General features: G+C 65.1%; 20 protein-coding genes. 3 read left to right on the top strand and 17 right to left on the bottom strand.

The features are described from left to right. Positions 1–60: 60 nt before the first annotated feature. The 3 genes from CVM73_RS25845 to CVM73_RS25830 all read right to left on the bottom strand — a co-directional run bounded on the left by CVM73_RS25845 (position 61) and on the right by CVM73_RS25830 (position 3472). The gene (locus CVM73_RS25845) at positions 61–1068 is read right to left on the bottom strand and encodes an Hsp33 family molecular chaperone (protein WP_100234659.1); all 1008 of its coding nucleotides are present in this window, start codon (positions 1066–1068) and stop codon (positions 61–63) included. A gap of 260 nt (positions 1069–1328) precedes the next feature. Beyond that, positions 1329–2264 (bottom strand): ornithine carbamoyltransferase, encoded by a 936-nt coding sequence (argF, locus tag CVM73_RS25835; RefSeq protein ID WP_100234657.1) that lies wholly within the window; start codon positions 2262–2264, stop codon positions 1329–1331. Continuing rightward, the gene (locus CVM73_RS25830) at positions 2264–3472 is read right to left on the bottom strand and encodes an aspartate aminotransferase family protein (protein WP_100234656.1); all 1209 of its coding nucleotides are present in this window, start codon (positions 3470–3472) and stop codon (positions 2264–2266) included. The genes argF and CVM73_RS25830 overlap by 1 nt, the downstream gene beginning before the upstream one ends. A gap of 456 nt (positions 3473–3928) precedes the next feature. On the opposite strand from CVM73_RS25830, the gene CVM73_RS25825 reads away from it, so the two are divergent. After that, positions 3929–4441 carry a GcrA family cell cycle regulator gene (locus CVM73_RS25825; RefSeq protein ID WP_100234655.1) on the top strand — a complete coding sequence of 171 codons (513 nt, stop codon included), beginning with the start codon at positions 3929–3931 and terminating at the stop codon, positions 4439–4441. Positions 4442–4696: 255 nt separating this feature from the next. Here CVM73_RS25825 and phoB read toward each other — a convergent pair whose 3' ends face one another. The 10 genes from phoB to CVM73_RS25775 form a co-directional block, all read right to left on the bottom strand. Then, entirely contained in the window at positions 4697–5404 is a 708-nt protein-coding gene (phoB, locus tag CVM73_RS25820; RefSeq protein WP_008143479.1) for a phosphate regulon transcriptional regulator PhoB, read from the bottom strand. Positions 5405–5418: 14 nt separating this feature from the next. Then, positions 5419–6135 (bottom strand): phosphate signaling complex protein PhoU, encoded by a 717-nt coding sequence (phoU, locus tag CVM73_RS25815; RefSeq protein WP_100234654.1) that lies wholly within the window; start codon positions 6133–6135, stop codon positions 5419–5421. Positions 6136–6146: 11 nt separating this feature from the next. Continuing rightward, a complete protein-coding gene (gene pstB / locus CVM73_RS25810; RefSeq protein ID WP_100234653.1) occupies positions 6147–6968 on the bottom strand; it encodes a phosphate ABC transporter ATP-binding protein PstB in 822 nt (273 codons plus the stop codon). Continuing rightward, on the bottom strand, positions 6965–7810 hold the full coding sequence (pstA, locus tag CVM73_RS25805; protein WP_100234652.1) for a phosphate ABC transporter permease PstA: 846 nt from the start codon (positions 7808–7810) through the stop codon (positions 6965–6967). The genes pstB and pstA overlap by 4 nt, the downstream gene beginning before the upstream one ends. 1 nt (position 7811) lies before the next feature. Continuing rightward, positions 7812–8801 carry a phosphate ABC transporter permease subunit PstC gene (gene pstC, locus CVM73_RS25800; protein ID WP_167407065.1) on the bottom strand — a complete coding sequence of 330 codons (990 nt, stop codon included), beginning with the start codon at positions 8799–8801 and terminating at the stop codon, positions 7812–7814. Positions 8802–8961: 160 nt separating this feature from the next. Beyond that, positions 8962–9975, bottom strand: a complete 1014-nt coding sequence (gene pstS, locus CVM73_RS25795; protein WP_100234707.1) for a phosphate ABC transporter substrate-binding protein PstS — start codon at positions 9973–9975, stop codon at positions 8962–8964. A gap of 150 nt (positions 9976–10125) precedes the next feature. Continuing rightward, a complete protein-coding gene (locus CVM73_RS25790) occupies positions 10126–11418 on the bottom strand; it encodes an ATP-binding protein (protein WP_100234650.1) in 1293 nt (430 codons plus the stop codon). Positions 11419–11478: 60 nt separating this feature from the next. Beyond that, positions 11479–12534, bottom strand: coding sequence for a lysylphosphatidylglycerol synthase domain-containing protein (locus CVM73_RS25785; protein ID WP_100234649.1), 1056 nt, complete (start codon positions 12532–12534; stop codon positions 11479–11481). A gap of 451 nt (positions 12535–12985) precedes the next feature. Continuing rightward, positions 12986–13288 (bottom strand): hypothetical protein, encoded by a 303-nt coding sequence (locus tag CVM73_RS25780; protein ID WP_167407053.1) that lies wholly within the window; start codon positions 13286–13288, stop codon positions 12986–12988. A gap of 2 nt (positions 13289–13290) precedes the next feature. After that, positions 13291–14685, bottom strand: coding sequence for an OmpA family protein (locus CVM73_RS25775; RefSeq protein WP_100234647.1), 1395 nt, complete (start codon positions 14683–14685; stop codon positions 13291–13293). Positions 14686–14849: 164 nt separating this feature from the next. Here CVM73_RS25775 and CVM73_RS25770 point away from each other — a divergent pair, with 164 nt between their 5' ends. Both CVM73_RS25770 and CVM73_RS25765 read left to right on the top strand, forming a co-directional pair. After that, positions 14850–15908, top strand: coding sequence for a polysaccharide deacetylase family protein (locus CVM73_RS25770; protein WP_100234646.1), 1059 nt, complete (start codon positions 14850–14852; stop codon positions 15906–15908). 275 nt (positions 15909–16183) lie between these two features. After that, a complete protein-coding gene (locus CVM73_RS25765; RefSeq protein ID WP_100234645.1) occupies positions 16184–16984 on the top strand; it encodes an SDR family oxidoreductase in 801 nt (266 codons plus the stop codon). A 178-nt stretch (positions 16985–17162) separates the two neighbouring features. Here the strand turns inward: CVM73_RS25765 and boxB are convergent, their stop codons facing one another. The 4 genes from boxB to CVM73_RS25745 all read right to left on the bottom strand — a co-directional run bounded on the left by boxB (position 17163) and on the right by CVM73_RS25745 (position 23175). Continuing rightward, positions 17163–18614, bottom strand: a complete 1452-nt coding sequence (gene boxB / locus CVM73_RS25760) for a benzoyl-CoA 2,3-epoxidase subunit BoxB (RefSeq protein WP_100234644.1) — start codon at positions 18612–18614, stop codon at positions 17163–17165. A 149-nt stretch (positions 18615–18763) separates the two neighbouring features. After that, the gene (boxC, locus tag CVM73_RS25755) at positions 18764–20452 is read right to left on the bottom strand and encodes a 2,3-epoxybenzoyl-CoA dihydrolase (RefSeq protein WP_100234643.1); all 1689 of its coding nucleotides are present in this window, start codon (positions 20450–20452) and stop codon (positions 18764–18766) included. A gap of 132 nt (positions 20453–20584) precedes the next feature. Next, positions 20585–21403: an alpha/beta fold hydrolase gene (locus CVM73_RS25750; RefSeq protein WP_100234642.1), complete on the bottom strand. Its 819-nt coding sequence runs from the start codon at positions 21401–21403 to the stop codon at positions 20585–20587. A gap of 230 nt (positions 21404–21633) precedes the next feature. Continuing rightward, positions 21634–23175 carry a benzoate-CoA ligase family protein gene (locus tag CVM73_RS25745; RefSeq protein ID WP_100234706.1) on the bottom strand — a complete coding sequence of 514 codons (1542 nt, stop codon included), beginning with the start codon at positions 23173–23175 and terminating at the stop codon, positions 21634–21636. Positions 23176–23202: the final 27 nt, after the last annotated feature.

Here is a 23202-nt window from a genome sequence, read left to right as displayed (position 1 = left end):
GCCAACGGGTCGGCGCGAGGCGCCGCCCCGTTGGCTCACCCGGGCTACGGCAGCGCCTTGTTACGCGTCCGCCGCGCCCGCCTCGTGCGGCGTGAACTGGTACACCGATGAGCAGAACTCGCAGGTGACGACGACCTTGTCGTCCTTGACCATCGCGGCGCGGTCGTCAGGCGAGAAGCTCTTGAGCATCGAGGCGACCGCATCGCGCGAGCAGGAGCACCGCGCATCGAGAACCTGCGGATTGAACACGCGCACGCCGCGCTCGTGGAAGAGGCGAAACAGCAGCCGCTCGCCGGAGAGCTCGGGATCGATCAGCTCGACGTCTTCGACGGTCTCGATCAGCGAGCGCGCCTCGACCCAGGCGTCGTCCTCGGCGACGTTGTGCACCTCGGCGCCTTCGGGCGCATCGCCCGGATGCAGATCGGCCTGCCGCGCGCGCTCCGGCGCCTTGGGCAGAAACTGCATCAGCATGCCGCCGGCGCGCCAGCGATGCTTGCCGCCGTCGCTACTGCGCCACTCCTCGCCGACCGCGAGGCGCACCTTGGTCGGGATCTGCTCGGAGCGCAGGAAATATTCGTGGGCGGCGTCTTCCAGGCTGCCACCGTCGAGCGCGACCAAGCCCTGGTAGCGGCTCATATCGGGGCCCTGGTCGATGGTCATGGCGAGATGACCGCGGCCGAGCAGCGTGCCGGAATCCTTCACCGTGCCCAAGCGCGAGGCATCGAAGCGGGCATAGGCGCGCAGATGGTCAGGCGCCTTGTAGTCCACCACCAGGAACGACACCGGGCCGGCGGTCTGGGCCTGAAGAATGAAGCGGCCCTCGAACTTCAGCGCAGATCCGAGCAGCGTCGCCAGCACGATGGCCTCGCCGAGCAGCTTGCCGACCGGTGCCGGATAATCGTGCTTGGTGAGAATGTCGTCCAGCGTCGGACCAAGCCGCACCAGGCGCCCGCGCACATCGAGGGCGTCGACTTCGTAAGGCAGCACAGCGTCGTCGATCGGAACCGCCGATGGTGCGCGAACCGGGCCCTCAGGCCCGGTTTTCATGTCAGGGGATTGGGAAACCATGGCGCTCTATCTGGGGTCGGAGGTGGGGGATTGGAAGGGGGCGGGCAGCTGTCACCACATATTGCGCTGTCGTCCCGGACAAGCGAGCGGAGCGAGCGCTGATCCGGGACCCAACCGCAGGGAGACGTGTAGCGCGAGCTGGCAACCGCGAGTCTTCGCCAAACCACGTCCTGTGGCTAGGGGTCCCGGATCTGCGCTTACGCTTGTCCGGGACGACAGCGTCGTGTGGAGCGACAGCAACGCCTCACACGCGCCAATACCTACTTCACCGCGTCAAAGCACCAGGCCAGAATGCCCTTCTGCGCATGCAGGCGGTTTTCGGCCTCGTCGAACACGACCGATTGCGGGCCGTCGATCACTTCATCCGTGACCTCCTCGCCGCGATGAGCCGGCAGGCAGTGCATGAACAGCGCGTCAGGCTTGGCCAGCGACATCAGCTTGGCATTGACCTGATAGGGCTTGAGCACGTTGTGGCGGTGCTCGCCCTCCTTGTCGCCCATCGACACCCAGGTGTCGGTGACGACGCAATCGGCGCCGCGCACGGCAGCTTCCGGATCGGTGCCGAGCACGATCGGCGCGCCCGACGTCTTGATCCAGTCGCGCATTGCCTTTTTCGGCGCGAGCTCTGGCGGCGTTGCGACGTTGAGCTGGAACTTGAAGCGCTCGGCAGCATGGGCCCACGACGCCAGCACGTTGTTGTCGTCGCCGGTCCAGGCCACTGTCTTGCCCTCGATCGGGCCGCGATGCTCCTCATAGGTCATGAGGTCGGCCATCACCTGGCAGGGATGCGAGCGTCGCGTCAGGCCGTTGATGACCGGCACGGTGGCGTTGGCCGCAAGCTCCAGCAGCGCATCGTGATTGAGGATGCGGATCATGATGGCATCGACATAGCGCGACAGCACGCGCGCGGTGTCGGCGATGGTCTCGCCACGGCCGAGCTGCATCTCGGCGCCGGTGAGCATGATCGCCTCGCCGCCGAGCTGGCGCATGCCGACGTCGAACGACACGCGAGTGCGGGTCGAGGGACGCTCGAAGATCATCGCCAGCGTCTTGCCTTCGAGCGGCCTGACCGGCTGATGCGCCTTCTGCTTCGCCTTCATGGCGGAGGAGGCGGCGAGCATGCTCTTGAGCTCCGACAGCGGCAGCTCATTGATGTCCAAAAAGTGCCTTGGAGCTTTATTGGGCGTCTTGCTCATCAGCTTGCCGCCCGCTTGATCTGGCTGGACGAGATCGCAGTGCAGGCGCGCTCTAACCGCCCGACGCTGTCCTCGATCTCCGCCTCGGTGACGATCAAGGGTGGCAGGAAGCGCACGACATTGTCGCCGGCCCCGACGGTGAGCAGTTTTTCGGCGCGCAGCGCCGCAACGAGATCGCCCGAGGGCACCACGGCCTTGATGCCGATCAGGAGGCCCTCGCCGCGCACCTCGCTGACGATATCGGGATGACGGTCGATCACGGAGGCGAGCTTCTGCTTGAGCAGCAGCGACATCTTCTGCACGTGGTCGAAGAAGCCGGGCTTGAGCATGACGTCGAGCACGGCGTTCGCAGCCGAGATCGCGAGCGGATTGCCGCCGAAGGTCGAGCCGTGCGAGCCGGGCCCCATGCCGGAGGCCGCCTCTGCGGTCGCCAGCACCGCGCCGATCGGGAAGCCGCCGCCGAGCGCTTTTGCCAGTGACATCACGTCAGGCGTGACGCCGGTGCGCCTGTGGGCGAAGAGATCACCAGTGCGGCCCATGCCGGTCTGCACCTCGTCGAACGCAAGCAGCAGACCTTTCTCGTCGCAGAGCTGGCGCAGCGCCTTGAGGAAGGCCGGAGTTGTCGAACGCACACCACCCTCGCCCTGGATCGGCTCGATCAGGATGCCGGCGGTGTGCGGGCCGATCGCCTTCTTGACGGCGTCGAGGTCGCCATGTGGCACCTGGTCGAACCCGTCCATCGGCGGTCCGAAGCCCTCGAGATATTTTGCAGACCCGGTGGCGGCGAGCGTCGCCAGCGTCCGGCCGTGGAAGGCGCCCTCGAAGGTGATGATGCGGTAGCGCTCCGGATGTCCCTTGGAGAAGTGATGGTGGCGCACCAGCTTGATCACGCCTTCCAGCGCCTCTGCGCCGGAATTGCAGAAGAACACGAAGTCCGCAAAGCTCTCGTTGCACAGGCGCGCAGCGAGCTTCTCGCCGTCCGGGCTCTGGAACAGGTTCGACATATGCCAGAGCTTGGTCGCCTGCTCCTGTAGCGCCTTGATCAGATGCGGATGACAATGGCCGAGCGCATTCACCGCCACGCCCGAGGTGAAATCGAGATAGCGATCGCCATTGGTCGCGATCAGCCAGCAGCCTTCGCCGCGCTCGAAACCGAGGTCGGCCCTGGCGAAAACGGGGAGCAAATGCGGCGCGGCGCTGTTGGTCATGACGTCACTTGAATGTTGCGGACGGCGACGCATGCATTGCGCAACGCACCATCGACCGGCCCGGAAAACGAAACGTGCCGCCTTTTAAGGGCGGCACGTGGGACTATCTTATGCTTGGCAAGACGGGTGTCAATGCCGCCCGGAAAGCCTCGCGAAACGCTGAATCCGTAGTCTTGCGGTGCCGATTTTGCGGGGTTTTCACCACGGAACATGTGGAAGCGAGTCGGCGGACTCTTGCGCGGGAGTCACGCCATATTGTAGCGTTTGGCCTGTCAGATACGACATCTCGTGCAGCGGTTCTGATCCCAAGAGTCCTCATGTACCGGCGTAAACGTTCGGGCGCCTTGATTGCGCCCGGCGAGCCTTAAGGGATTCGGGCGGCACGGGTTTTTCAAGGCTTAGGCATTCGCTGCGAAGGCCCCAGGACGGCAGGCGCGCGGCGAGGGAAAGGGTGCAATGACGGTTTTGACCTGGTCCGATGATCGCGTCGAGCAGCTGAAAAAGCTCTGGGAGGCCGGACTTTCGGCCAGCCAGATCGCGGCGGAGCTCGGCAATGTGACCCGCAATGCCGTGATCGGCAAAGTGCACCGGCTCGGCCTGTCCGGCCGCGCCAAGAGCCCTTCATCGGCAGCGCCCCGGCCGCGCAAGGCGCGGCCCGCGCAGCACATGATGCGGGTGACGCGCCCCGTCGCGCGCGGCAATACCGCGCTGGCGCAGGCCTTCGAGGTCGAGGTGGAGGCCGAACCTGTCACCTACGACAACGTGGTGCCGATGAGCCAGCGGCTGTCACTGCTGGAATTGAACGAGGCGACCTGCCACTGGCCGGTCGGTGATCCCTCCAGCCCGGATTTCTTCTTCTGTGGCGGCAAGGCGCTGTCCGGCCTGCCCTACTGCGCCCAACATTCGCGCGTGGCCTATCAGCCCGCAGCGGATCGCCGTCGCGCGCCGGTGAAGCCGGGCACGCGGTGAGTTTGTTGATCTAGCTGATTGCAGCCGTCACACGATGACGGCTCAACACATCCGATGTCGTCCCGGACAAGCGCGCAACAAGCGCGCGCAGATCCGGGACCCATAGCGACCGCAAGCTGTGGCTACGGGGACTCGGAGTTACCCTTTCGCAAAACAATCACGCCCTGTGGTTATGGATCCCGGATCTGCGCTGACGCTCGTCCGGGACGACACTGAGCGTATGGCAGCAGCTCGCCAAACCAACGCTCGCAAGCCCTAGGTCTGCTCCGCCTTCGCGAAGCGATCGTCCAGCGCATAGCCGGCGCCGCGGACGGTGCGGATCGGATCCTGCTCGCGGCCGAGATTGAGCAGCTTGCGCAGGCGGCCGATATGGACGTCGACGGTGCGCTCGTCGATGTAGATGTCGCGGCCCCAGACGCTGTCGAGCAGCTGCTCGCGCGAGAACACGCGGCCGGGATGCTCCAGGAAGAACTCCAAGAGGCGATATTCGGTCGGGCCGAGATCGATCGGCCGGCCCGAGCGCGCCACGCGGCGCTTGTCGCGATCAAGCTCGATATCGCCATAGGCGAGCACGGTGGCGAGCCGCTCGGGGCTGGCGCGCCGCAAGAGGCCCTTCACACGCGCCAGCAGCTCCGGCACCGAGAACGGCTTGACGATGTAGTCGTCGGCGCCGGTCGCAAGTCCCCGCACCCGCTCGCTCTCCTCGCCGCGCGCGGTGAGCATGATGATCGGCAGCTGCTTGGTCTCGGGGCGGGTACGAAGCCGCCGGCACAGCTCGATACCTGACAGGCCCGGCAGCATCCAGTCGAGCACGATCAGATCGGGAATGTGCTCCTTGAGGCGGGTGTCGGCGTCATCGCCGCGCATCACCGTCTCGACGTCATAGCCGTCGCCTTCGAGGTTGTAGCGGAGAAGCTCGGTGAGAGCTTCCTCGTCCTCAACCACCATAATGCGTGCGCCCATGTTGTCGTCGCTCCTTAGGTATTCGGCACCGTCGTGGCGAAGGTCGTCATGTCGCCCTTCGGCCGCTTGTCGGTGATCGCCTGGCCCTCGATCATATAGAACACGGTCTCGGCGATGTTGGTGGCATGATCGCCGATCCGCTCGATGTTCTTGGCGCAGAACATCAGGTGGATGCAGAACGAGATGTTGCGCGGATCCTCCATCATGTAGGTGAGGAGCTCGCGGAACAGCGAGGTGCAGATGGCATCGACCTCCTCGTCGCCCTTCCACACCGCCATCGCCGCCGGCAGATCGTGCGCGGCATAGGCGTCCAGCACCGACTTGACCTGCTGCTGCACGAGGTCGGTCATGTGTTCCAGGCCGCGGAACAGCTTCAGCGGATGGAAATCGGTCTCCAGCGCCGCGACGCGCTTGCCCATGTTCTTGGCGAGATCGCCGATGCGCTCGAGATCGGTCGCCACGCGCATGGCGCCGACGATCTCGCGCAGGTCGACCGCCATCGGCTGGCGGCGGGCGATGGTGAGCACGGCGCGCTCCTCGATCTTCCTCTGCAGCGTGTCGAGCTCGGCGTCGGTGGCGACGACGCGCTGGCCGAGCGCGACGTCGCGGCGGATCAGCGCGTCGACGGAATCGACGATCATGCGCTCGGCGATGCCGCCCATCTCGGCGACCAGGCGGGTGAGCTCCTGGAGGTCGGTGTCGAAAGCCTTTGCGGTATGTTCAGAACCCATATTCCGTCTCCTCAGCCGAACCGGCCGGTGATGTAATCCTGCGTGCGCCGGTCGCTCGGCGACGTGAAGATCTTGCTGGTATCGTCGAACTCGATCAGCTCGCCGAGATACATGAAGGCGGTCTTGTCGGAGACGCGCGCCGCCTGCTGCATGTTGTGGGTGACGATCGCGATCGTGTAGTTCTCGGACAATTCCTGGATCAGCTCCTCGACCTTGGCGGTCGAGATCGGATCGAGCGCCGAGCAGGGCTCGTCGAACAGGATCACCTCGGGCCGCACCGCAACGGTGCGGGCGATGCAGAGGCGCTGCTGCTGGCCGCCGGAGAGCGACAGGCCGGAGGCATTGAGCTTGTCCTTGACCTCGTTCCACAGCGCGCCGCCGCGCAGCGCCTTCTCGACGCGGTCATCCATCTCCGACTTCGAGATCTTCTCATACAGACGAATGCCGAAGGCGATGTTCTCGTAGATCGTCATCGGGAACGGCGTCGGCTTCTGGAACACCATGCCGACCCGCGCCCGCAACAGATTGAGATCGAGCTTGGGGTCGAGAATGTTGGTGTGATCGAGCAGCAGCTGGCCGGTGGCGCGCTGGCCCGGATAGAGATCGTACATCCGGTTGAAGATGCGCAGCAGGGTCGACTTGCCGCAACCCGACGGGCCGATGAAGGCCGTGACCCGATTGGTGCCGAGCGCCAGATTGATGTTCTTCAGTGCGTGGTGCTCACCGTAATAGAAATTCAGGTTGCGCGCGATGACCTTGGCGGGCGCCTCGGGCAGCGGCTGCGAGCCGGGATGAACGGTCGGCGCGCTGACGGAAACAGACATCTCACTCATTTTGCAGTCCTCTCGGCGCCAATGATGCGCGCGCCAATGTTCAGGGCAAGCACGGTCAGGGTGATCAGCAGCGCGCCGCTCCAGGCGAGTTGCTTCCAGTAGGCGTAGGGGCTCTGCACGAAGTTGTTGATGGTGACCGGCAGGTTGGCCATCGTCTTGTTCAGGCTCAGGCTGAAGAACTGGTTCGACAGCGCCGTGAACAGCAGCGGCGCGGTCTCGCCGGCGACGCGGGCCGTGGCGAGCAGCACGCCGGTGATGAGGCCGGAGCGCGCGGCGCGATAGGCGATCCGCTTGATCACCAGCGAGCGCGGCAAGCCCAGTGCGCTGGCGGCTTCGCGCAGCGGGTTCGGCACCAGCAGCAGCATGTCTTCCGTGGTGCGCACCACGACCGGGATCACGATGACGGCGAGCGCGAGGCTGCCTGCGATCGCCGAGAAGCCGCGCATCGGCACCACCACCGCGCCGTAGATGAACAGGCCGATGATGATCGAGGGCGCCGACAAGAGGATGTCGTTGATGAAACGGATCACCGAGGTCAGCTTGTCGTTGCGACCGTACTCGGCGAGATAGGTGCCGGCGAACAGGCCGAGCGGCGCGCCGATGCCGACGCCGAGCACGGTCATGATCAGCGAGCCGACGATGGCGTTGAGCAGGCCGCCCTCGGTCGAGCCCGGCGGCGGCGTGTTCTCGGTGAAGACCTGGAGGTTCAGGCCGGACAGGCCGTTGTAGAGCAGAGTCATCAGGATCAGCGCGAGCCAGGTGACGCCAAAGGCGGCGGCGCCAATGCAGAGCCCGCGGATGACGATGTCCTTGCGGCGGCGGCGTGCGTAAATCGGGTTCATGTCACTTCCCCGCCTTCTGTTCCAGGCGCAGCAGCATCAGCCGCGCGGCCGCGAGCACGAAGAACGTCAGCACGAACAGCAGCAGGCCGAGCAGGATCAGGCCGGACTGATGCAGGCCGTCGCTCTCGGCGAACTCGGATGCGATCGCCGCCGAGATCGTGGTGCCCGGGGCGAAGATCGACGAGGATATCCGGAACGAGTTGCCGATGATGAAGGTCACCGCCATGGTCTCGCCGAGGGCGCGGCCCAGCGCCAGCATGACACCGCCGATGATGCCGACGCGGGTGTAGGGGATCACCACGCTGCGGACGACTTCCCAGGTGGTGCAGCCGACGCCGTAGGCGGCTTCCTTCAAGACCGGCGGCACCGTCTTGAACACGTCGACCGAGATCGAGGTGATGAAGGGCAGCACCATGATGGCGAGGATCAGCGCGGCGTTGAACAGGCTGAGATAGGACGGGGGACCCGCGAAGATCGCCCCCAGCACGGGAACGCCGTCGAAGACCCTGATCATGAAGGGCTGGAAGGTGTTGGCCAGGAACGGGCCCAGCACGAAGAAGCCCCACATGCCGTAAATGATCGAGGGAATGCCGGCGAGCAGCTCGACCGCCATGCCGATCGGGCGGCGCAGCCATTGCGGGCAGAGCTCGGTGAGGAAGATCGCGATACCGAGACCGACGGGAATGGCGATCAGCATCGCAATGAAGGAGGTGACGAGCGTGCCGTACATCGGCCCGAGCGCGCCGAGCACCGGCGGATCGGCCGATGGCGCCCAGCGCTGCGTCCACAGGAAGGAGAGGCCGTACTCCTTCATCGCCGGAAACGCACCGACGATCAGCGAGATGATGATGCCGCCGAGGATCAGCAGCACCGAGATCGCGGACAGCCGCGTGATCCAGTAGAAGGTGACATCGCCGAGCTTGAACGCGCTCAAGGCCTTGGCGCGGTCATACGGTCCGGCGTCGTCGACTACATCGCTCTGAACGGCCATCTCTGCCACGCCGATCCCCTGTACCCGTTTTATATACGCTTGTTGCCGGTCTTGCGCTCCGGATGCGGCGCAATGCCGATCCGGAGCCTGGTCGTGGGTCCCGGCTCTGCGGAGCAGCACCTGCGTGCTGCGCCGCGTCCGGGACACGAGAGCAGAGAGCTTAGCTCTTGATCTCGGCAGCCCAGGTCTTCTCGATCAGCTGGACGACGCTGTCCGGCATCGGGATGTAGTCGAGCTCCTCGGCCGCCTTGCCGCCGCTCTTGAAGGCCCAGCGGAAGAACTTGATGGCTTCCTGCGAGGCCGCCTTGTCGGTGGCGGACTTGTGCATGAGGATGAAGGTCGCCGCGGTGATCGGCCAGGACTTGTCGCCGGGCTGGTCGGTCAGGATGACATAGTAGCCGGGCGCCTTGGCCCAGTCGGCGTTGGAGGCGGCCGCCTGGAAGGCTTCGACGGTCGGCTGCACCGGCTTGCCGGCCTTGTTGACGAGACCGGTGTAGGTCAGCTTGTTCTGCTTGGCATAAGCGTACTCGACATAGCCGATCGAGTTCTTGGTCTGGCTGATGTTGCCCGACACGCCTTCGTTGCCCTTGGCGCCGACGCCGACCGGCCACTCGACCGCGGTGCCCTCGCCGACCTTGCTCTTCCAATCCGCGCTGGCCTTGGAGAGGTAGTTGGTGAAGTTGAAGGTGGTGCCCGAACCGTCCGAGCGACGGACCACGGTGATCGCCTCCGACGGCAGCTTCACGTTCGGATTAAGCTTCTTGATCGCGGCATCGTCCCACTTGGTGATCTTGCCGAGATAGACGTTGGCCAGGGTCTCGCCATCGAACACCATCTCGCCGGGCTTCACGCCCTCGATGTTGACGACGGGGACGATGGCGCCCATCACCATCGGCCATTGGACGAGGCCGTCCTTCTCGAGCTGCTCGGCCTTGAGCGGCGCGTCGCTGGCGCCGAAGGTCACGGTCTTGGCCTGGATCTGCTTGATGCCGCCGCCGGAGCCGATCGACTGGTAGTTCAGACCGTTGCCGGTCTCTTTCTTGTAGGCGTCAGCCCACTTCGAATAGATCGGGAACGGGAACGTCGCGCCGGCACCCGTGATGTCGGCCGCAAAGGCTGCCGTCGTCGATGCGGCGACCAAGCCAGCAGCGACCATAGTTTTGAGGAAATTCATGCTGGTCTCCATACAGGGGAGCGAAGCGCCATCCGCGCCCGATCGCGCTCCCCGCGCCGCCCCTTTAGGAGCGGTCGGCTGTGCTTTTACGAAGGTTTCGTGACAGCTGGATGACACCCTCAAGCGATTGAAATCGCTTGAGTTTCAGGCCTATACCGGAGTCTTGGTCTGGGGAAAACAGGCCGTGAAAGTGGCGCCCTGCCGGGGCACGCTTTCGATCAGAAGCCGGCCGCGATGGCGGTTAAGAATATGTTTCACCAGCGATAATCCGAGCCCGGTGCCGCCTTGCGAGCGGCTGTCGCCGACGTCCACCCGGTAGAAGCGCTCGGTCAGCCGCGGCAGGTGCTCGGGCGCGATGCCCGGACCGAAATCGCGGACCATGACCCGGATTTCCTGAGTTCCATCAGTGCCGGCGCTTGATGTCAGCGACACGATGACGCGTCCGCCCGAAGCGCCGTATTTGAGCGCGTTCTCGATCAGGTTCTCGAACAGGCGGAGCAGCTCCTCGCGGTCCCCCGCGATCATCACCGGCGGTTCCGGCAGATGGATCTCGACCTCGACCTGGCGTTCGCGCGCCAAGGGCTCCAGCCCGTCGGCAACCTGGCGGATGATCGGCACGAGATCGACCAGGGTGTCGGGCCGGACATGGGCCGACAGCTCGACCCGCGACAGCGACAAGAGATCATCGATCAGGCGCGCCATGCGGGTAGCCTGGTTGTGCATGATGCCGAGGAAGCGCTCGCGCGCCTTGGGATCGTCCTTGGCCTGGCCCTGGAGCGTGTCGATGAAGCCCGACAACGCGGCCAGCGGGGTACGCAGCTCGTGGCTGGCATTGGCGACGAAGTCGGCGCGCATTTCCTCGACCCGGCGCAGCGGCGTCTGGTCGTGGAAGGTCATCAGCATGCACTTGTCGGCGCCGCCGAAGCTGGTCGGCACCGGCACCGGCGTGATCATGAGCTCCATCCAACGATCGACCGGAACATGGTCGAGATAGGTCGCGCGCCGCGGCTCGGTGGTCGCGATCGCCTCGCGCAGCGCGGTGATGATCTCCGGCGAGCGCAGCGCGAACTGGGCGAGCTCGTTCCTGCGCAGCGCCGGCGCGAGCTGGGCGGCCGCGGCGTTGAGGTGGATGACGCGGCCGGCGCGGTCGAGCAGCACCGCCGGATCCGGCATGCCGGCGACCACCGCGGCCACCGCCGCGCTCTCGACCGGGTTGATGCGCCTGACATCGTCACGGGAGGCGGCGGGATCGTGCAGCCGCCACGGGATCAGGGCAGCCGCCGCGATGCAGAGGAACACGATTGCGGCGTGCAGTGCCGACAATTCGCCGAGCGAGACCACGACGGACAGCGCCAGCGCCGCGGCGATCAGGATGACGGTCGAGTGCCGCAGCCGGTCGGACCAGGGCTGGGCGGAGGGAGAAGATGGGGCGTCGATCGCCATCGGGGCGGGCTTCTCCTGGAGGACTTGTCCTAACGGCCTCGTCTTAAGGCCTGGCACCGGTCAGGTGCCGCTGTCGCTGCGCTCTCTCACATAGGCGGCTTCAGGCGCCGGGCCGGGATCCAGCTTGAGCGCCGCCTGCTGCAAGCGCTTCGATCGGGCGCCGATGATAACTTCTCGAAACGTCAGCAAGATTACAGATAGGACGAAGGGAGACAGATAATAGAGGACGCGGAACAGAAGCATGCCGCCCAGAAGCTCCTCCCGATCCATCTGCCAGAGGCCGACCAGCATGGCGGCGTCGAACACCCCTAGCCCCCCGGGCGAATGGCTGGCGAAGCCGAGCAGGGTCGCCGAGACGAAGATCACTGCAACCACGACGAAGCCGAGATTGGGCTCGTCCGGGACTAGCACGTACATTGCCAGGGCGCAGAAGCCGAGGTCGACGATCCCGATCGCGATCTGGAGCAGTGTCAGCGGCCCGCCCGGCAGCACCACGGTCCAGGGGCCGCGGCCGACCACCCGCGGCTGGGTCCAGACCCAGACCACGTAGCCGACCAGCGCCATGATGATCATCAGCGCCAGCGTCCGGTTCAGCCAGGGCGGCAGCTGGTCGATCGAGGCCGCGGCCTCCGGATGGTAGGAGATGCCAAGGCCGAGCACGGCGGCGTTGCCCAGCCAGAAGGTCAGGCCCGCGAGGAAGCAGATCTTTGCGACGTCGATCGCGTTCAGCCCATAGGCCGAATAGATGCGGTAGCGCACCGCGCCGCCGGTGAAGACGGACGCGCCGACATTGTGGCCGATCGAATAGCTGGTGAAGGCCGCGAGCGCGTTGATGCGATAGGGCACATGGGCATGACCGATCGCGCGCGTGGCAAAGAGGTCGTAGAAGGTCAGGGTGAAATAGCCGGCGGCGACGAACAGCGCCGCCATCGCAATCTGGCTCGGCTCGGTGCTCTTGATCGCTTCGAGGACCTCGTTGAAATCGATGCCGCGCAGCATGTGGTAGAGCACATAGCAAGCGATGCCGATGACCGCGATGCTGATCACAACTCCAAGCTTATGCAGGATTTGCTTCTGGCGCAGAAACGTCATCGCCCTGCGTATGGCTTCCAGCATCTAGACCTCGAACAACGCTTCAGCGGCCAGGACGGCCGGCGAACAGGCGAACGACGCACAGGCACGCGGCGGCCCCTCACCGCCGGCTCCGGCATCGCGCATGCCCCCTGCCCCTCCAGTAGCGCGTTTTCGGGCGAAGTGGAATTCGCCAATTCGAACAAAAACACGTGCCTTCAATATTTTAGGCAGGGTTACGGCTCCTGATGCACGGTTTGGCGCTTTCGGCGGCAAGGCTTGACGCGAATCTTCAGGGCAATCCTGCGCAGACGCCATGAAGTTTTGATGATTTCGACGGCACAATGTTCCGTCACGACTTAAGCCGACGTCAATCTATGGGGCACGCCTGCCTGTTGAAAGAGGGGTGACCGAAGCGGCCGGTCACGGGTTTCTGATGCGCCGAAGGGCCGCGGCGGACGCGCACCCGTCCAATGAGTGAGGGTGCACGGCAACATCACACAGCGGCTGGCGGCGCGGTGCGCGAGACCACCCGGTCGCGCAACCAGGCGCCGACGGGGCAGCCGACGAGATAGCACGCGAACATGATCAGGCCGAGGTCGAGCCAATAGCCGAAACGGCCGGGGACCACATGGGTGAGCGACGCGGCAACCAGACCCGCGGCAAGCGCGGCGAGCCACCGCGCGGTGACCTTCGAGGTGCCGTTGCCGCGCTGGACCACCGAGATCCAGCCCATGCAAAAGCCCAGCAGCAGCGAGCCGATCAGCCAGCCCAGATGGAACGAGACGAGATAGGGCATCGTCACCTCACCAGAAATTCGATGCGGCGGTTCTGCGCCTTGCCTTCATCGGGGTCGTTGCCGGCGACGGGCTGCGTGCTGCCATGGCCGACCGCGGTGAAACGGCTGGCGGGTAGGCCCGCCTTGACCAGGTAGTCGATCACCGCCTGCGCGCGCTTTTCCGAGAGAGCCTGGTTGAAGGAATCCTCGCCGTCGGCGTCGGTATGTCCGGCCACCTCGATATTGGTGGTGGGGCAGCGCAGCGCCGTCTCGATGAGACGATCGAGGATGCCGGCCGAATCAGGATCAATGTCCGCGCGCTTGGCCGCGAAGCGGATCTTGCCCTTGGTCAGGAGCTCCGAGAACAATTGCTGGCACACGGTGCCGTCGACCGGGCCTGCCGCTGGCTTCACGGTGATTTCCGGCTTGTACTGCCAGTTCTTCGGGAAGTCCTTGCCGAGGCCTGCGCGGATGTCGTTGGCGGCTCCTTCGTAGAGCGCATCCCCCGACAGCTTCACCTCGCGGTCGGAGACGACGAGCGTGCCGGTCGACAGCCGCGACAGCGCGCCGAGCGCTGCGACCACCGCCGTGCTGAAGGAGCCGGGCGCGCCGATGCTGGCCTTGAGATTGTCGACGACCTTTTCGGTGAAGAACTTTCGCGAAGCGCTGGTCGCGATCGCCGCGTGGACGTTGTTGTCGGGAACATAGCCGGTCAGCGTCACCGTCGCCGCCACCGGATCCTTGTAGGCCTGGAAGATATAGGGCGGCGCCTTGATCTCGTTGGCGGCAATCGAAAAGCCCTCCGGCAAGTTCTTCAACGCCGCCGCAATGGCCTCACGGCCGCCGAGCTCGCGCGCCATGCCCGACAGATTGACCTTGGTGTCCGTTATCGTGATCTTGCCGTCCTTCAGCTTGCCGATCTGATCCAGCAACAGCATCGCTGCGGCCTCGAACCGAGGCGGCGCGCCGCGGGCCAGCCCCATCTGGTCGGCCACCTCGACGCCGCCGACCTCCTTGCGGGCGGCCTCGGTCAGCCGGGCCTTCATCGACGGCAAGGGCGCGGAGCCTGACAGCGTCACCCGCACCACATCGCGCTCGGCGTTCCAGACGAAGGGCTTGGCCTCAGGAACAAGCCGCGTCCGGTCGTCGACCAGCCGCACGCCGGGGACGGTTTCGACCGCCATAACGGCGTCGCGGCGCCCCTCCCCGGAGAAGGCGTCCGCGGCCAGGCTGACGTCGCGGCCATCAACCGCGATGCGGGTCTTGTCCAGAACAGTATCCTTCAACGCAGCCGAGCTGCGGGCCGACAGATCGGCCTCGACCGGTAAGGTATTATTCCAAGCCGCAAATCCCCACATGACGGCCAGGGGGATCAGCCCCGGCCACCATTTGCTGGCCCACCTGAAAAGCTTCTGCATTCGACGACCCGAACTCTGGAAACGGAGACAAAACAAACCCTTGGCAGGCTGTCAAACCGGAAATGGTGCCGTTCCGAAGGCCCGGGTCGGACAATCGGAATAACTCTTTCTTCAAGGGTTCTTCCGTAAGTTGAAGGCGGAATGCCAGAGTCCCCCAGCCGGTCATGAAACAACTGCGTAACAACGTCATCCGCGCCGGGCTGGGAGCACTCTATTTCAGCGGCGCGCACCACCTGTTACGCCCGCTTTTGTCGGGCGTCGGCGCCATTTTCATGCTGCACCACGTGCGGCCGGCCCGTGATGCCGCATTCCAGCCGAACCGGCATCTCGAAGTCACCCCCGAATTCCTGCGCGCGACGCTGTGCCATTTGCGCTCGCGCGACATCGACATCGTCAGCATGGACGAGCTGCACGAGCGGCTGGTGCAGGGCCGGTTCGACCGCCGCTTCGCCGCCTTCACCCTCGATGACGGCTATCGCGACAATCTGGACTACGCACTGCCGGTGCTGCGCGAATTTGACGCGCCGCTGGCGGTCTATGTCGCGAGCGATTTTGCCGAGGGCACCGGACGATTGTGGTGGACGGCGCTGGAGGCCGTGATCGCCAAAGCCGAGCAGATCGACGTCAGAATCGGCAATTCCGCGCTGCGGCTCGATGCGACGACGACTGCGGCGAAGCAGGCGGCGTTCGACCGTCTGCACGACTGGCTGCGCGCGCTGCCGGGCGAGCACGACCTGGCGCGTGAGATCGGGGCGCTGTGCACGGCGTACGACGTCGACATGGAAGCGCTGTGCCGCAGCCTGTGCCTGTCCTGGGCCGAGGTGAAGACATTTGCCGCCGATCCGCTGGTCACGATCGGCGCGCATAGCGTCAGCCATTGCAACCTCGCCAAGCAGGCGGAAGACATCGCCGCGCAGGAGATGGCCGTGAGCCGCGCGCGGATCGAGCAGGCGCTGGAGCGCCCTGTGTTGCATCTTGCCTACCCCTATGGCGACCGCGAGGCCGCGGGGATGCGCGAATTCGCCCTTGCCGCTTCCGCCGGCTTCAAGACCGCGGTGACGACACGGCCCGGCATGCTGTTCGCGGAGAATGCCGGCCACATGACCGCGCTGCCCCGCGTCTCGCTCAATGGCAACTACCAGGACACGCGGATCCTGCCGGTGCTGACCTCGGGCGCCGCGACCGCGATGTGGAACGGTTTTCGCCGGATCGCGGCGGCGTAGCCGCTCCAAGCTCCGCTGTCGTCCCGGACAAGCGCGCCCTAAGCGCGCGCACCGATCCGGGACCCATACCGCGGAATTTATCGTTCGTATGCGCTGCCAATCCCGAACGACCAATCTTCGCCAAACGTCTCCCTGTGGCTATGGGGCCCGGATCTGCGCTTGCGCTTGTCCGGGACGACACCGAGCTGGTTGAACGACCGATGCACCCGGCGCGCAGCCTTCCTTGACTCCCCTCGCCGCCCCGCTCACAACCAGCGCCAACCAAGGGAGGTACCATGTTCAACGATCTGTTCTCGCTCAAAGGCCGTGTCGCGCTGGTGACCGGCGGCTCGCGCGGCATCGGCAAGATGATCGCGGCGGGATTTCTCAGCGCCGGCGCGGCAAAGGTCTACATCACCGCGCGCAAGGCCGGACCGTGCGAGGCCACGGCCCAGGAGCTCACCGCGCAATACGACGGCGAATGCATCGCGCTGCCGATCGACATCTCGACCGTCGAAGGCTGCAACAAGCTCGCCGGCGAAATCATCAAGCTGGAGCCGAAGCTCGATATCCTCGTCAACAATGCCGGTGCCGCCTGGGGCGCGGAATTCGACGAATTCCCGGAGAGCGGCTGGGACAAGGTGATGGACCTCAACGTCAAGTCGCTGTTCTTCCTGACCAAGGCGCTGGCGAAACCGCTGCGCGCGGCAGCTTCGCATGAGCGGCCCGCCAAGGTCATCAACATCGCCTCGGTCGATGGCATCTTCGTCAATCCGAGCGAGACCTATTCCTACGCCGCCAGCAAAGCCGCCGTGATCCATCTGACGCGGCGCATGGCGACGAAGCTGATCAAGGACAACATCAACGTCACCGCGATCGCGCCGGGCGCGTTCAAGTCCGACATGAACCGCGCCGCGCGCGACCACGCCGACGAGGTCGCAAAGCGCATTCCGGCGCGGCGGATCGGCACGGACGAGGACATGGCTGGCGTTGCGATCTATCTCGCCTCGCGTGCGGGCGATTACGTGGTCGGCAACACCATCGCGGTGGATGGCGGCGTGGTCTACGCCAATGCGGGGCTGGAGATCGCGGGGTAGGGGGCGGGCTGCTTACGCTCCACCCTCACCACACACTCGCTGTCATGCCCCGGCTTGACCGGGGCATCCAGTACGCCGCGGCCTCTCGGCTCTATCATAACCGTCTCTGGAATACTGGATCACCCGCCTTCGCGGGTGATGACAGTCTTCGAATGGCAAGAGTGTTCGCCCCTGACGCCTACGACTCGATCTTCACGTACTCGAAATCGCCGGGCTTGTTGTCGATGCCGACCTTGGGCGGCGAGATCCAGGAGGCGAACTGGCCGATTTCGGTGACGGGCTGCATCAGGGAGGTGATGAAGTCGCCGTCGCTCGCCGACGGCAGCCATTCGTCCCGTCGCTTCGCCCAGGTCGCATCGTCGATCAGGATGCCGTCGGGCGTCGCGTGCACGTCCTTGAACTCGCCGATGTGGCGGTGGAAAGCGACGTTGGGCAGCGTCAGCTTGAAATCGTAGCCCGCGGTCGAGATCACCTTGTTCCAGCGCAGCATGCCCTTGACGCAATCCTGGCTGTAATCGTCGCGCAGCCGCATGTTGAGCGCGGTCAGCGCCGGCTCGTCGACCAGCTTGATCTCGCCATTGACCAGCTTGAGCACCGGATAGGTGGAGTTCTTGAGCTGGTGATCGTCGTCGATCTGGGTCTCGTGATAGCGGCCCTTGATGCCGGCGTTGAAGGCGTTGGCCGCGTTGGTCGAGACTTCCGAGCCGAACAGGTCGAGCGACAGCGTATAGTGCAGGTTCAGCTTCTTCTGGATGGTCGGAAGATCAATGACGCCGAGGGAGCGGACTTTCGCGATGTCGGTGGGATCAGTGATGCCGGCCGCCTTCATCGCATCGCAGGTGCGCTGCACGACGCGGGTGATGCCGGTCTCGCCGACGAACATGTGATGCGCCTCTTCCGTCAGCATGAAGCGGCAGGTGCGCGACAGCGGATCGAAGCCCGACTGCGCCAGTGAGTGCAGCTGCATCTTGCCGTCGCGGTCGGTGAAATAAGTGAACATGAAGAAGGACAGCCAGTCCGGCGTCGCCTCGTTGAAGGCGCCCAGCATGCGCGGCGCATCGGCATCGCCGGAGCGGCGGCGCAAGAGATCATCGGCCTCCTCGCGTCCGTCGCGACCGAAATATTTCTGGAGCAGGTAGACCATCGCCCAGAGGTGGCGGCCTTCCTCGACGTTGACCTGGAACAGATTGCGCATGTCGTAGAGCGAGGGTGCGGTCTTGCCGAGATGGCGCTGCTGCTCGACCGAGGCCGGCTCGGTGTCGCCCTGGATCACGATCAGGCGGCGCAGCATGGCGCGATGCTCGCCCGGGACCTCCTGCCAGGCCGGCTCGCCATAATGCTCGCCGAACGGCACGACGCGGTTCTCTTCCTGCGGCGCCAGCAGGATGCCCCAGCGATATTCGGGCATGCGGACGTAATCGAACTTGGCCCAGCCGCGCGGATCGACCGAGTAAGCGGTGCGCAGATAGACCAGCGATTCCTGGAAGCCTTCCGGCCCCATGTCGCTCCACCAGTCCATGTAGCCGGGATGCCAGCCTTCCAGCGCTTTCAGCACCTGGCGGTCCTCGGCGAGATTCACGTTGTTGGGAATCTTGGTCGAGTAGTCGACGTTCATGATGTTCATGTTCATGGCCGCTTCTCCTTGATCGGTCTCGTGTCCCGGATGCAGTGCGGCGCGAAGTGCTGCACTGCTGAGCCGGGACCTATGTCTGGTCCTTCTGGGTCCCGGTTCTGCGTCGCACCGCTTCGCGCTGCGCCGCGCCCGGGACGCTAAAGTCGTTACACCCGCGTCATATCGAATTTCGGCTTCTGGCCGCTGCCGTAGCGGCGCAGCGCGCCTTCCTCGCCGACCGCGTTGGGGCGCTGGAAGATCCAGTTCTGCCAGGCGGTGAGGCGCGCGAAGATCTTTGATTCCATCGTCTCGGGACCGACGAAGCGGAGGCTCGCTTCCATGCCGGTGAGGCTGTCGGGCGAGAAGCTGGCGCGCTCCTCGAGGAACACGCGAACCTCGTCGTCCCAATCGATGTCGTCGAGCGCGAAGGTGACGAGGCCGAGCTCTTCCGCCTGCTCGGCATCGAGGCTGGTGCCAAGCGTTGCTTCCGCGCGCTCCACATCGGACGGATCGGCCTGGAAGCGCGCTTGCAACCGCGTCAGCCCATGGCTCATCGGATACGGACCGAAATTCATGGCGGACAGCTCGATCGACGGCGGCGGACGGTTGTCGCCCTGGCGCGTGCCGATCAGCATGTAGGAGCGGTCGGCGGCGAAGACGAGCTCGGCCAGCGTGCCGGCAAAGCAGGAGCCCGGCTCGACCAGCGTCACCAGCGTGCGCGAGGTGACGTCGATGCGCTTGAGCACGCGCTTCCAGTAATGCCTGATTTCGTTGACCAGCCAGTGCGCCTTGTTGGCTTCGAGGAAGGCATCGCACGTGAGCACATGGGCGCGGTCGCCGTGGCTCTTGAACACCAGCATGGCGATCTCGAGCTCGTTGATGCGCAGGTGCAGGATGGCGTCGTCGAGCTCGCGCGCGACCTGGAGCGGCCAGAACGAGGCCCCTTGCGCCATCATGCCGTCGATGTCGGCGGGCGGCGCGGCCTCCGGCGCCTTGATCGAGATGGTGGCGATGCGCGCCGCGCGGTCGATGTCGACGGTGACGAAGCCGTAACGGATGCTGGTGGCGTCGATCAAGCGCTTGAGCGGCGTCAGAGCGATGCCCTTGCCGCTGCCCTTGCGCGTCGAGGCGGCCGCAAACTCCTTGGCACGCTCGGTGATCTTGGCCTCTAACTTCGAGTTCGGCGCGATCTCGTCGACGAGGCGCCACTGCACCGCGCGCTTGCCCTTCACGCCCTCCTCGATAGTGCAGAAGAAGTCGGCGTGGTCGCGGCGCACCTTGCGCTTGTCGACGACGCGGGTGAGGCCGCCGGTGCCGGGCAGCACCGCGAGCAGCGGCACCTCGGGCAGCGCGACGGCGGACGCACCGTCGTCGGCGAGGATGATGTGGTCGGTCGCGAGCGCCAGCTCATAGCCGCCGCCGGCGGCGGAGCCGTTCACCACCGTGATGAAGCGCTGGCCGGAATTCTCCGAAGAGTCTTCCATGCCGTTGCGGGTCTCGTTGGTGAATTTGCAGAAGTTCACCTTGTGGGCATGGGTCGAGCCCGCCAGCATGCGGATGTTGGCGCCGGCGCAGAACACGCGGTTCTTGGCCGAGCGCAGCAGCACGACCTTCACCTCGGGATGCTCGAAGCGCAGCCGCTGGACCGCGTCGGCAAGCTCGATGTCGACGCCGAGGTCGTAAGAGTTGAGCTTGAGCAGGTAGCCCTCGAACAGGCCGCCATTCTCGTCGACGTCCATGGTCAGCGTCGCGACGTCGCCGTCAACCGCGAGCTTCCAGTGCTTGTAGCGGGACGGTTCGGTCTGGAAATCGATGAATGTCGCGCCGCCTGCGAGGCGCCGATCTTCCCCGGCCATGGGTCATCCCTGAGCTTGATTTTGCGTTCTGACTTGAGCGTTAGATGCACAATAGTGCATCTTTTGGAGCGCGTCTAGCCCTCAAACGCCTAAGCATGCACTTTGTTTCATAGCAGCCATTCTGCGCCGCCGTTAGGCGGCGCGTCCTTGCAAGCCCTGATCGTCGCGCAGGGCCGCCCGTGCGAATTGCTCGATCGCCTCGAGCGTCGGCGCCGGCGCCTCACGATGCGGAGAATGTCCCGCGCCTGAAATGATCTTCAGATCGACCGGGCAGTAACACTCCTCCTGCGCGATCTCGACCTGGCGCAGGGTGCCATACTGGTCGTCCACGCCCTGCACGACCATGATGGGGACGCGGATATAGGCGAGGTACTCCGAGATATCCCAATCGCGGAATTTTGGATCGAGCCAGGCGCCGTTCCAGCCGTAGAAGGCGTTGTCGACGTCCTTGTGCCAGCGCGCCAGTTTCGTCTTCAGGTCCGTGGTCTCGAACGTCGTCTTGATCGCGGCGATGGATTTGACCGAGACGTCCTCGACGATGAAATGCGGCGCGATCAGCACGAGGCCGCTGAGGCGATGATCCTGATGCGCGCCGGCATAGATCGTCGCGATCGAGGCGCCGTCGGAATGGCCGAGCAACAGGCCACGCTTGAACTGAATCGCATCGAGAACCTTCGGCAGCACGTCGAGCGCCTCACGCTGCATGTAGTCGAGCGGCCGCGGCAGCGCGACCGGACTGGACTGGCCGTAGCCTGCGCGCGAGTAGACGAAGACGCCCGCGCCCGTGGCTTGCTGGAGCTTCTCCGGGAAGTCGCCCCAGAGGCCGACCGAGCCGAGGCCTTCATGCAGCATGACGATGGTCGAGGCATCGGCAGCTTGCGGCGCAAGCCATTTGTATTCGAGGCTGGCGCCGCCGATGCTGAGGAAGCCGGTGGGGGTGAGATTGGTCATGATCGAATTCCCATTCCTAGCCGATGCCGAGATGCCACCCTCCCCTGGAGGGGGAGGGTCGATTCACAGCGAGCGCAGCGAGCTGTGAAGCGGGGTGGGGTGACAGTCTCTCCGCAGATGCACCGCCCGTGTGGAGAGATCACCCCACCCCGTCACGCATCTCGCTGCGCTCGCTTGCTTACCCTCCCCCTCCAGGGGAGGGTAAGCAAGCGAGTCCGTCGCCTGTGTTCTCAATGCGCGCCCTCGCGCAGCTTGAACCGCTGGATCTTTCCGGTCGCCGTCTTCGGCAGCGACTCCACCACTTCGATCCAACGCGGATATTTCCACGGGCCGATCTTCTGCTTGACGTGCGCCTTCAGCATCTCCTGCAAGTCCGTCGTGGCTGCGCCCGGCCGCAGCACGACGAAGGCCTTGGGCTTCAGCAATCCTTCCGGATCAGCCTCGGGGACAACGGCCGCCTCCAGGACGGCCGGATGCGTGATCAGCGCGCTCTCGACCTCGAAGGGCGAAACCCAGATGCCGGAGACCTTGAACATGTCGTCGGCGCGGCCGCAGAAAGTGTAGCGGCCATCCGCGTCACGAACATATTTGTCGCCGGTGCGGGTCCATGGCCCCTCGAAGGTGCGGCGGCTCTTGTGGCGCTGATTCCAATAGCCCTCGCCGGCGGAAGGCGCATCGACCAAGAGCTCGCCGACCTCGCCATCGGCGACGTCCTGGCCGGCCTCGTTGACCAGCCGCACCGCATAGCCCGGCACCGGCTTGCCGGACGAGCCGTATTTGATGTCGCCGGGCGCATTCGACAGGAAGATGTGCAACAGCTCGGTCGAGCCGACGCCGTCGAGGATGTCGACGCCGAACCGCGCCTTCCAGCTGTTGCCGACGGATTCCGGCAGCGCCTCGCCGGCCGAGGTGCAGATGCGCAAGGACTTGCCGCCGCGTTCGCTCTTCATCGCCTCGTCGTTGAGCATCGCCGCGAACAGCGTCGGCACGCCGTAGAAGATCGAGGGGTTGTAGCGGTTCATCAGGTCGAACATGCGCGCCGGCGTCGGCCGCTCGCTGTTGAGGATCACGCTGGCGCCGACCGACATCGGGAAGGTCAGCGCATTGCCGAGGCCATAGGCGAAGAACAGTTTCGCCGCCGACAGGCAAACATCGCTCTCGCGAATGCCGAGCACCTGCTTGGCGTAGGTGTCTGCGGTCGCCTGCAGATTCGAATGCAGATGGCGCACGCCCTTGGGCATGCCAGTCGAGCCTGAAGAGTAGAGCCAGAACGCCGGCTCATCGGGGTGCGTCGCGGCGGTGGTGAATTGATCGCTCTCGCCGGCGATCTCCTCCGCAAGCTGCTTGTGGCCATTCTGCTTGGCGCCGGAGACCACGACATGCTCGAGATCCGGCATGCGGCCGACGACGTCCTTGATGACGGGATAGAGCGCCTCGGACACGAACAGCACGCGCGCGCGGCAGTCGGCGAGGATGTAGGCGTATTGGTCCGCAGTCAGCAGCGTGTTGAGCGGCACCGGCACGATGCCGGCGCGGATCGCGCCCAGGAACACGATCGGGAAATCGACCGTATCAAGCATGATCATCGCCACGCGCTCCTCGCGGCGGACGCCAAGCCGGCGCAGCATGTTGGCGGCGCGCCGGGTCTCGCGCTGAAGCTCGCCATAGGTGAGCCGCGAGACGGTGTCGTCGAAGGCGAGCTTGCTGCCGCGGCCCTCCTCGACGTTACGGTCGAGCAGCCAGGTCACCGCGTTGTAGGATCCCTCGCTCACGGACATCTCCCCTGAATTTAGAATTAT

Source organism: Bradyrhizobium forestalis (genome assembly GCF_002795245.1).
In the GTDB taxonomy this organism is placed as follows: domain Bacteria; phylum Pseudomonadota; class Alphaproteobacteria; order Rhizobiales; family Xanthobacteraceae; genus Bradyrhizobium; species Bradyrhizobium forestalis.
This window is presented reverse-complemented; position numbering and strand designations above follow the sequence as displayed.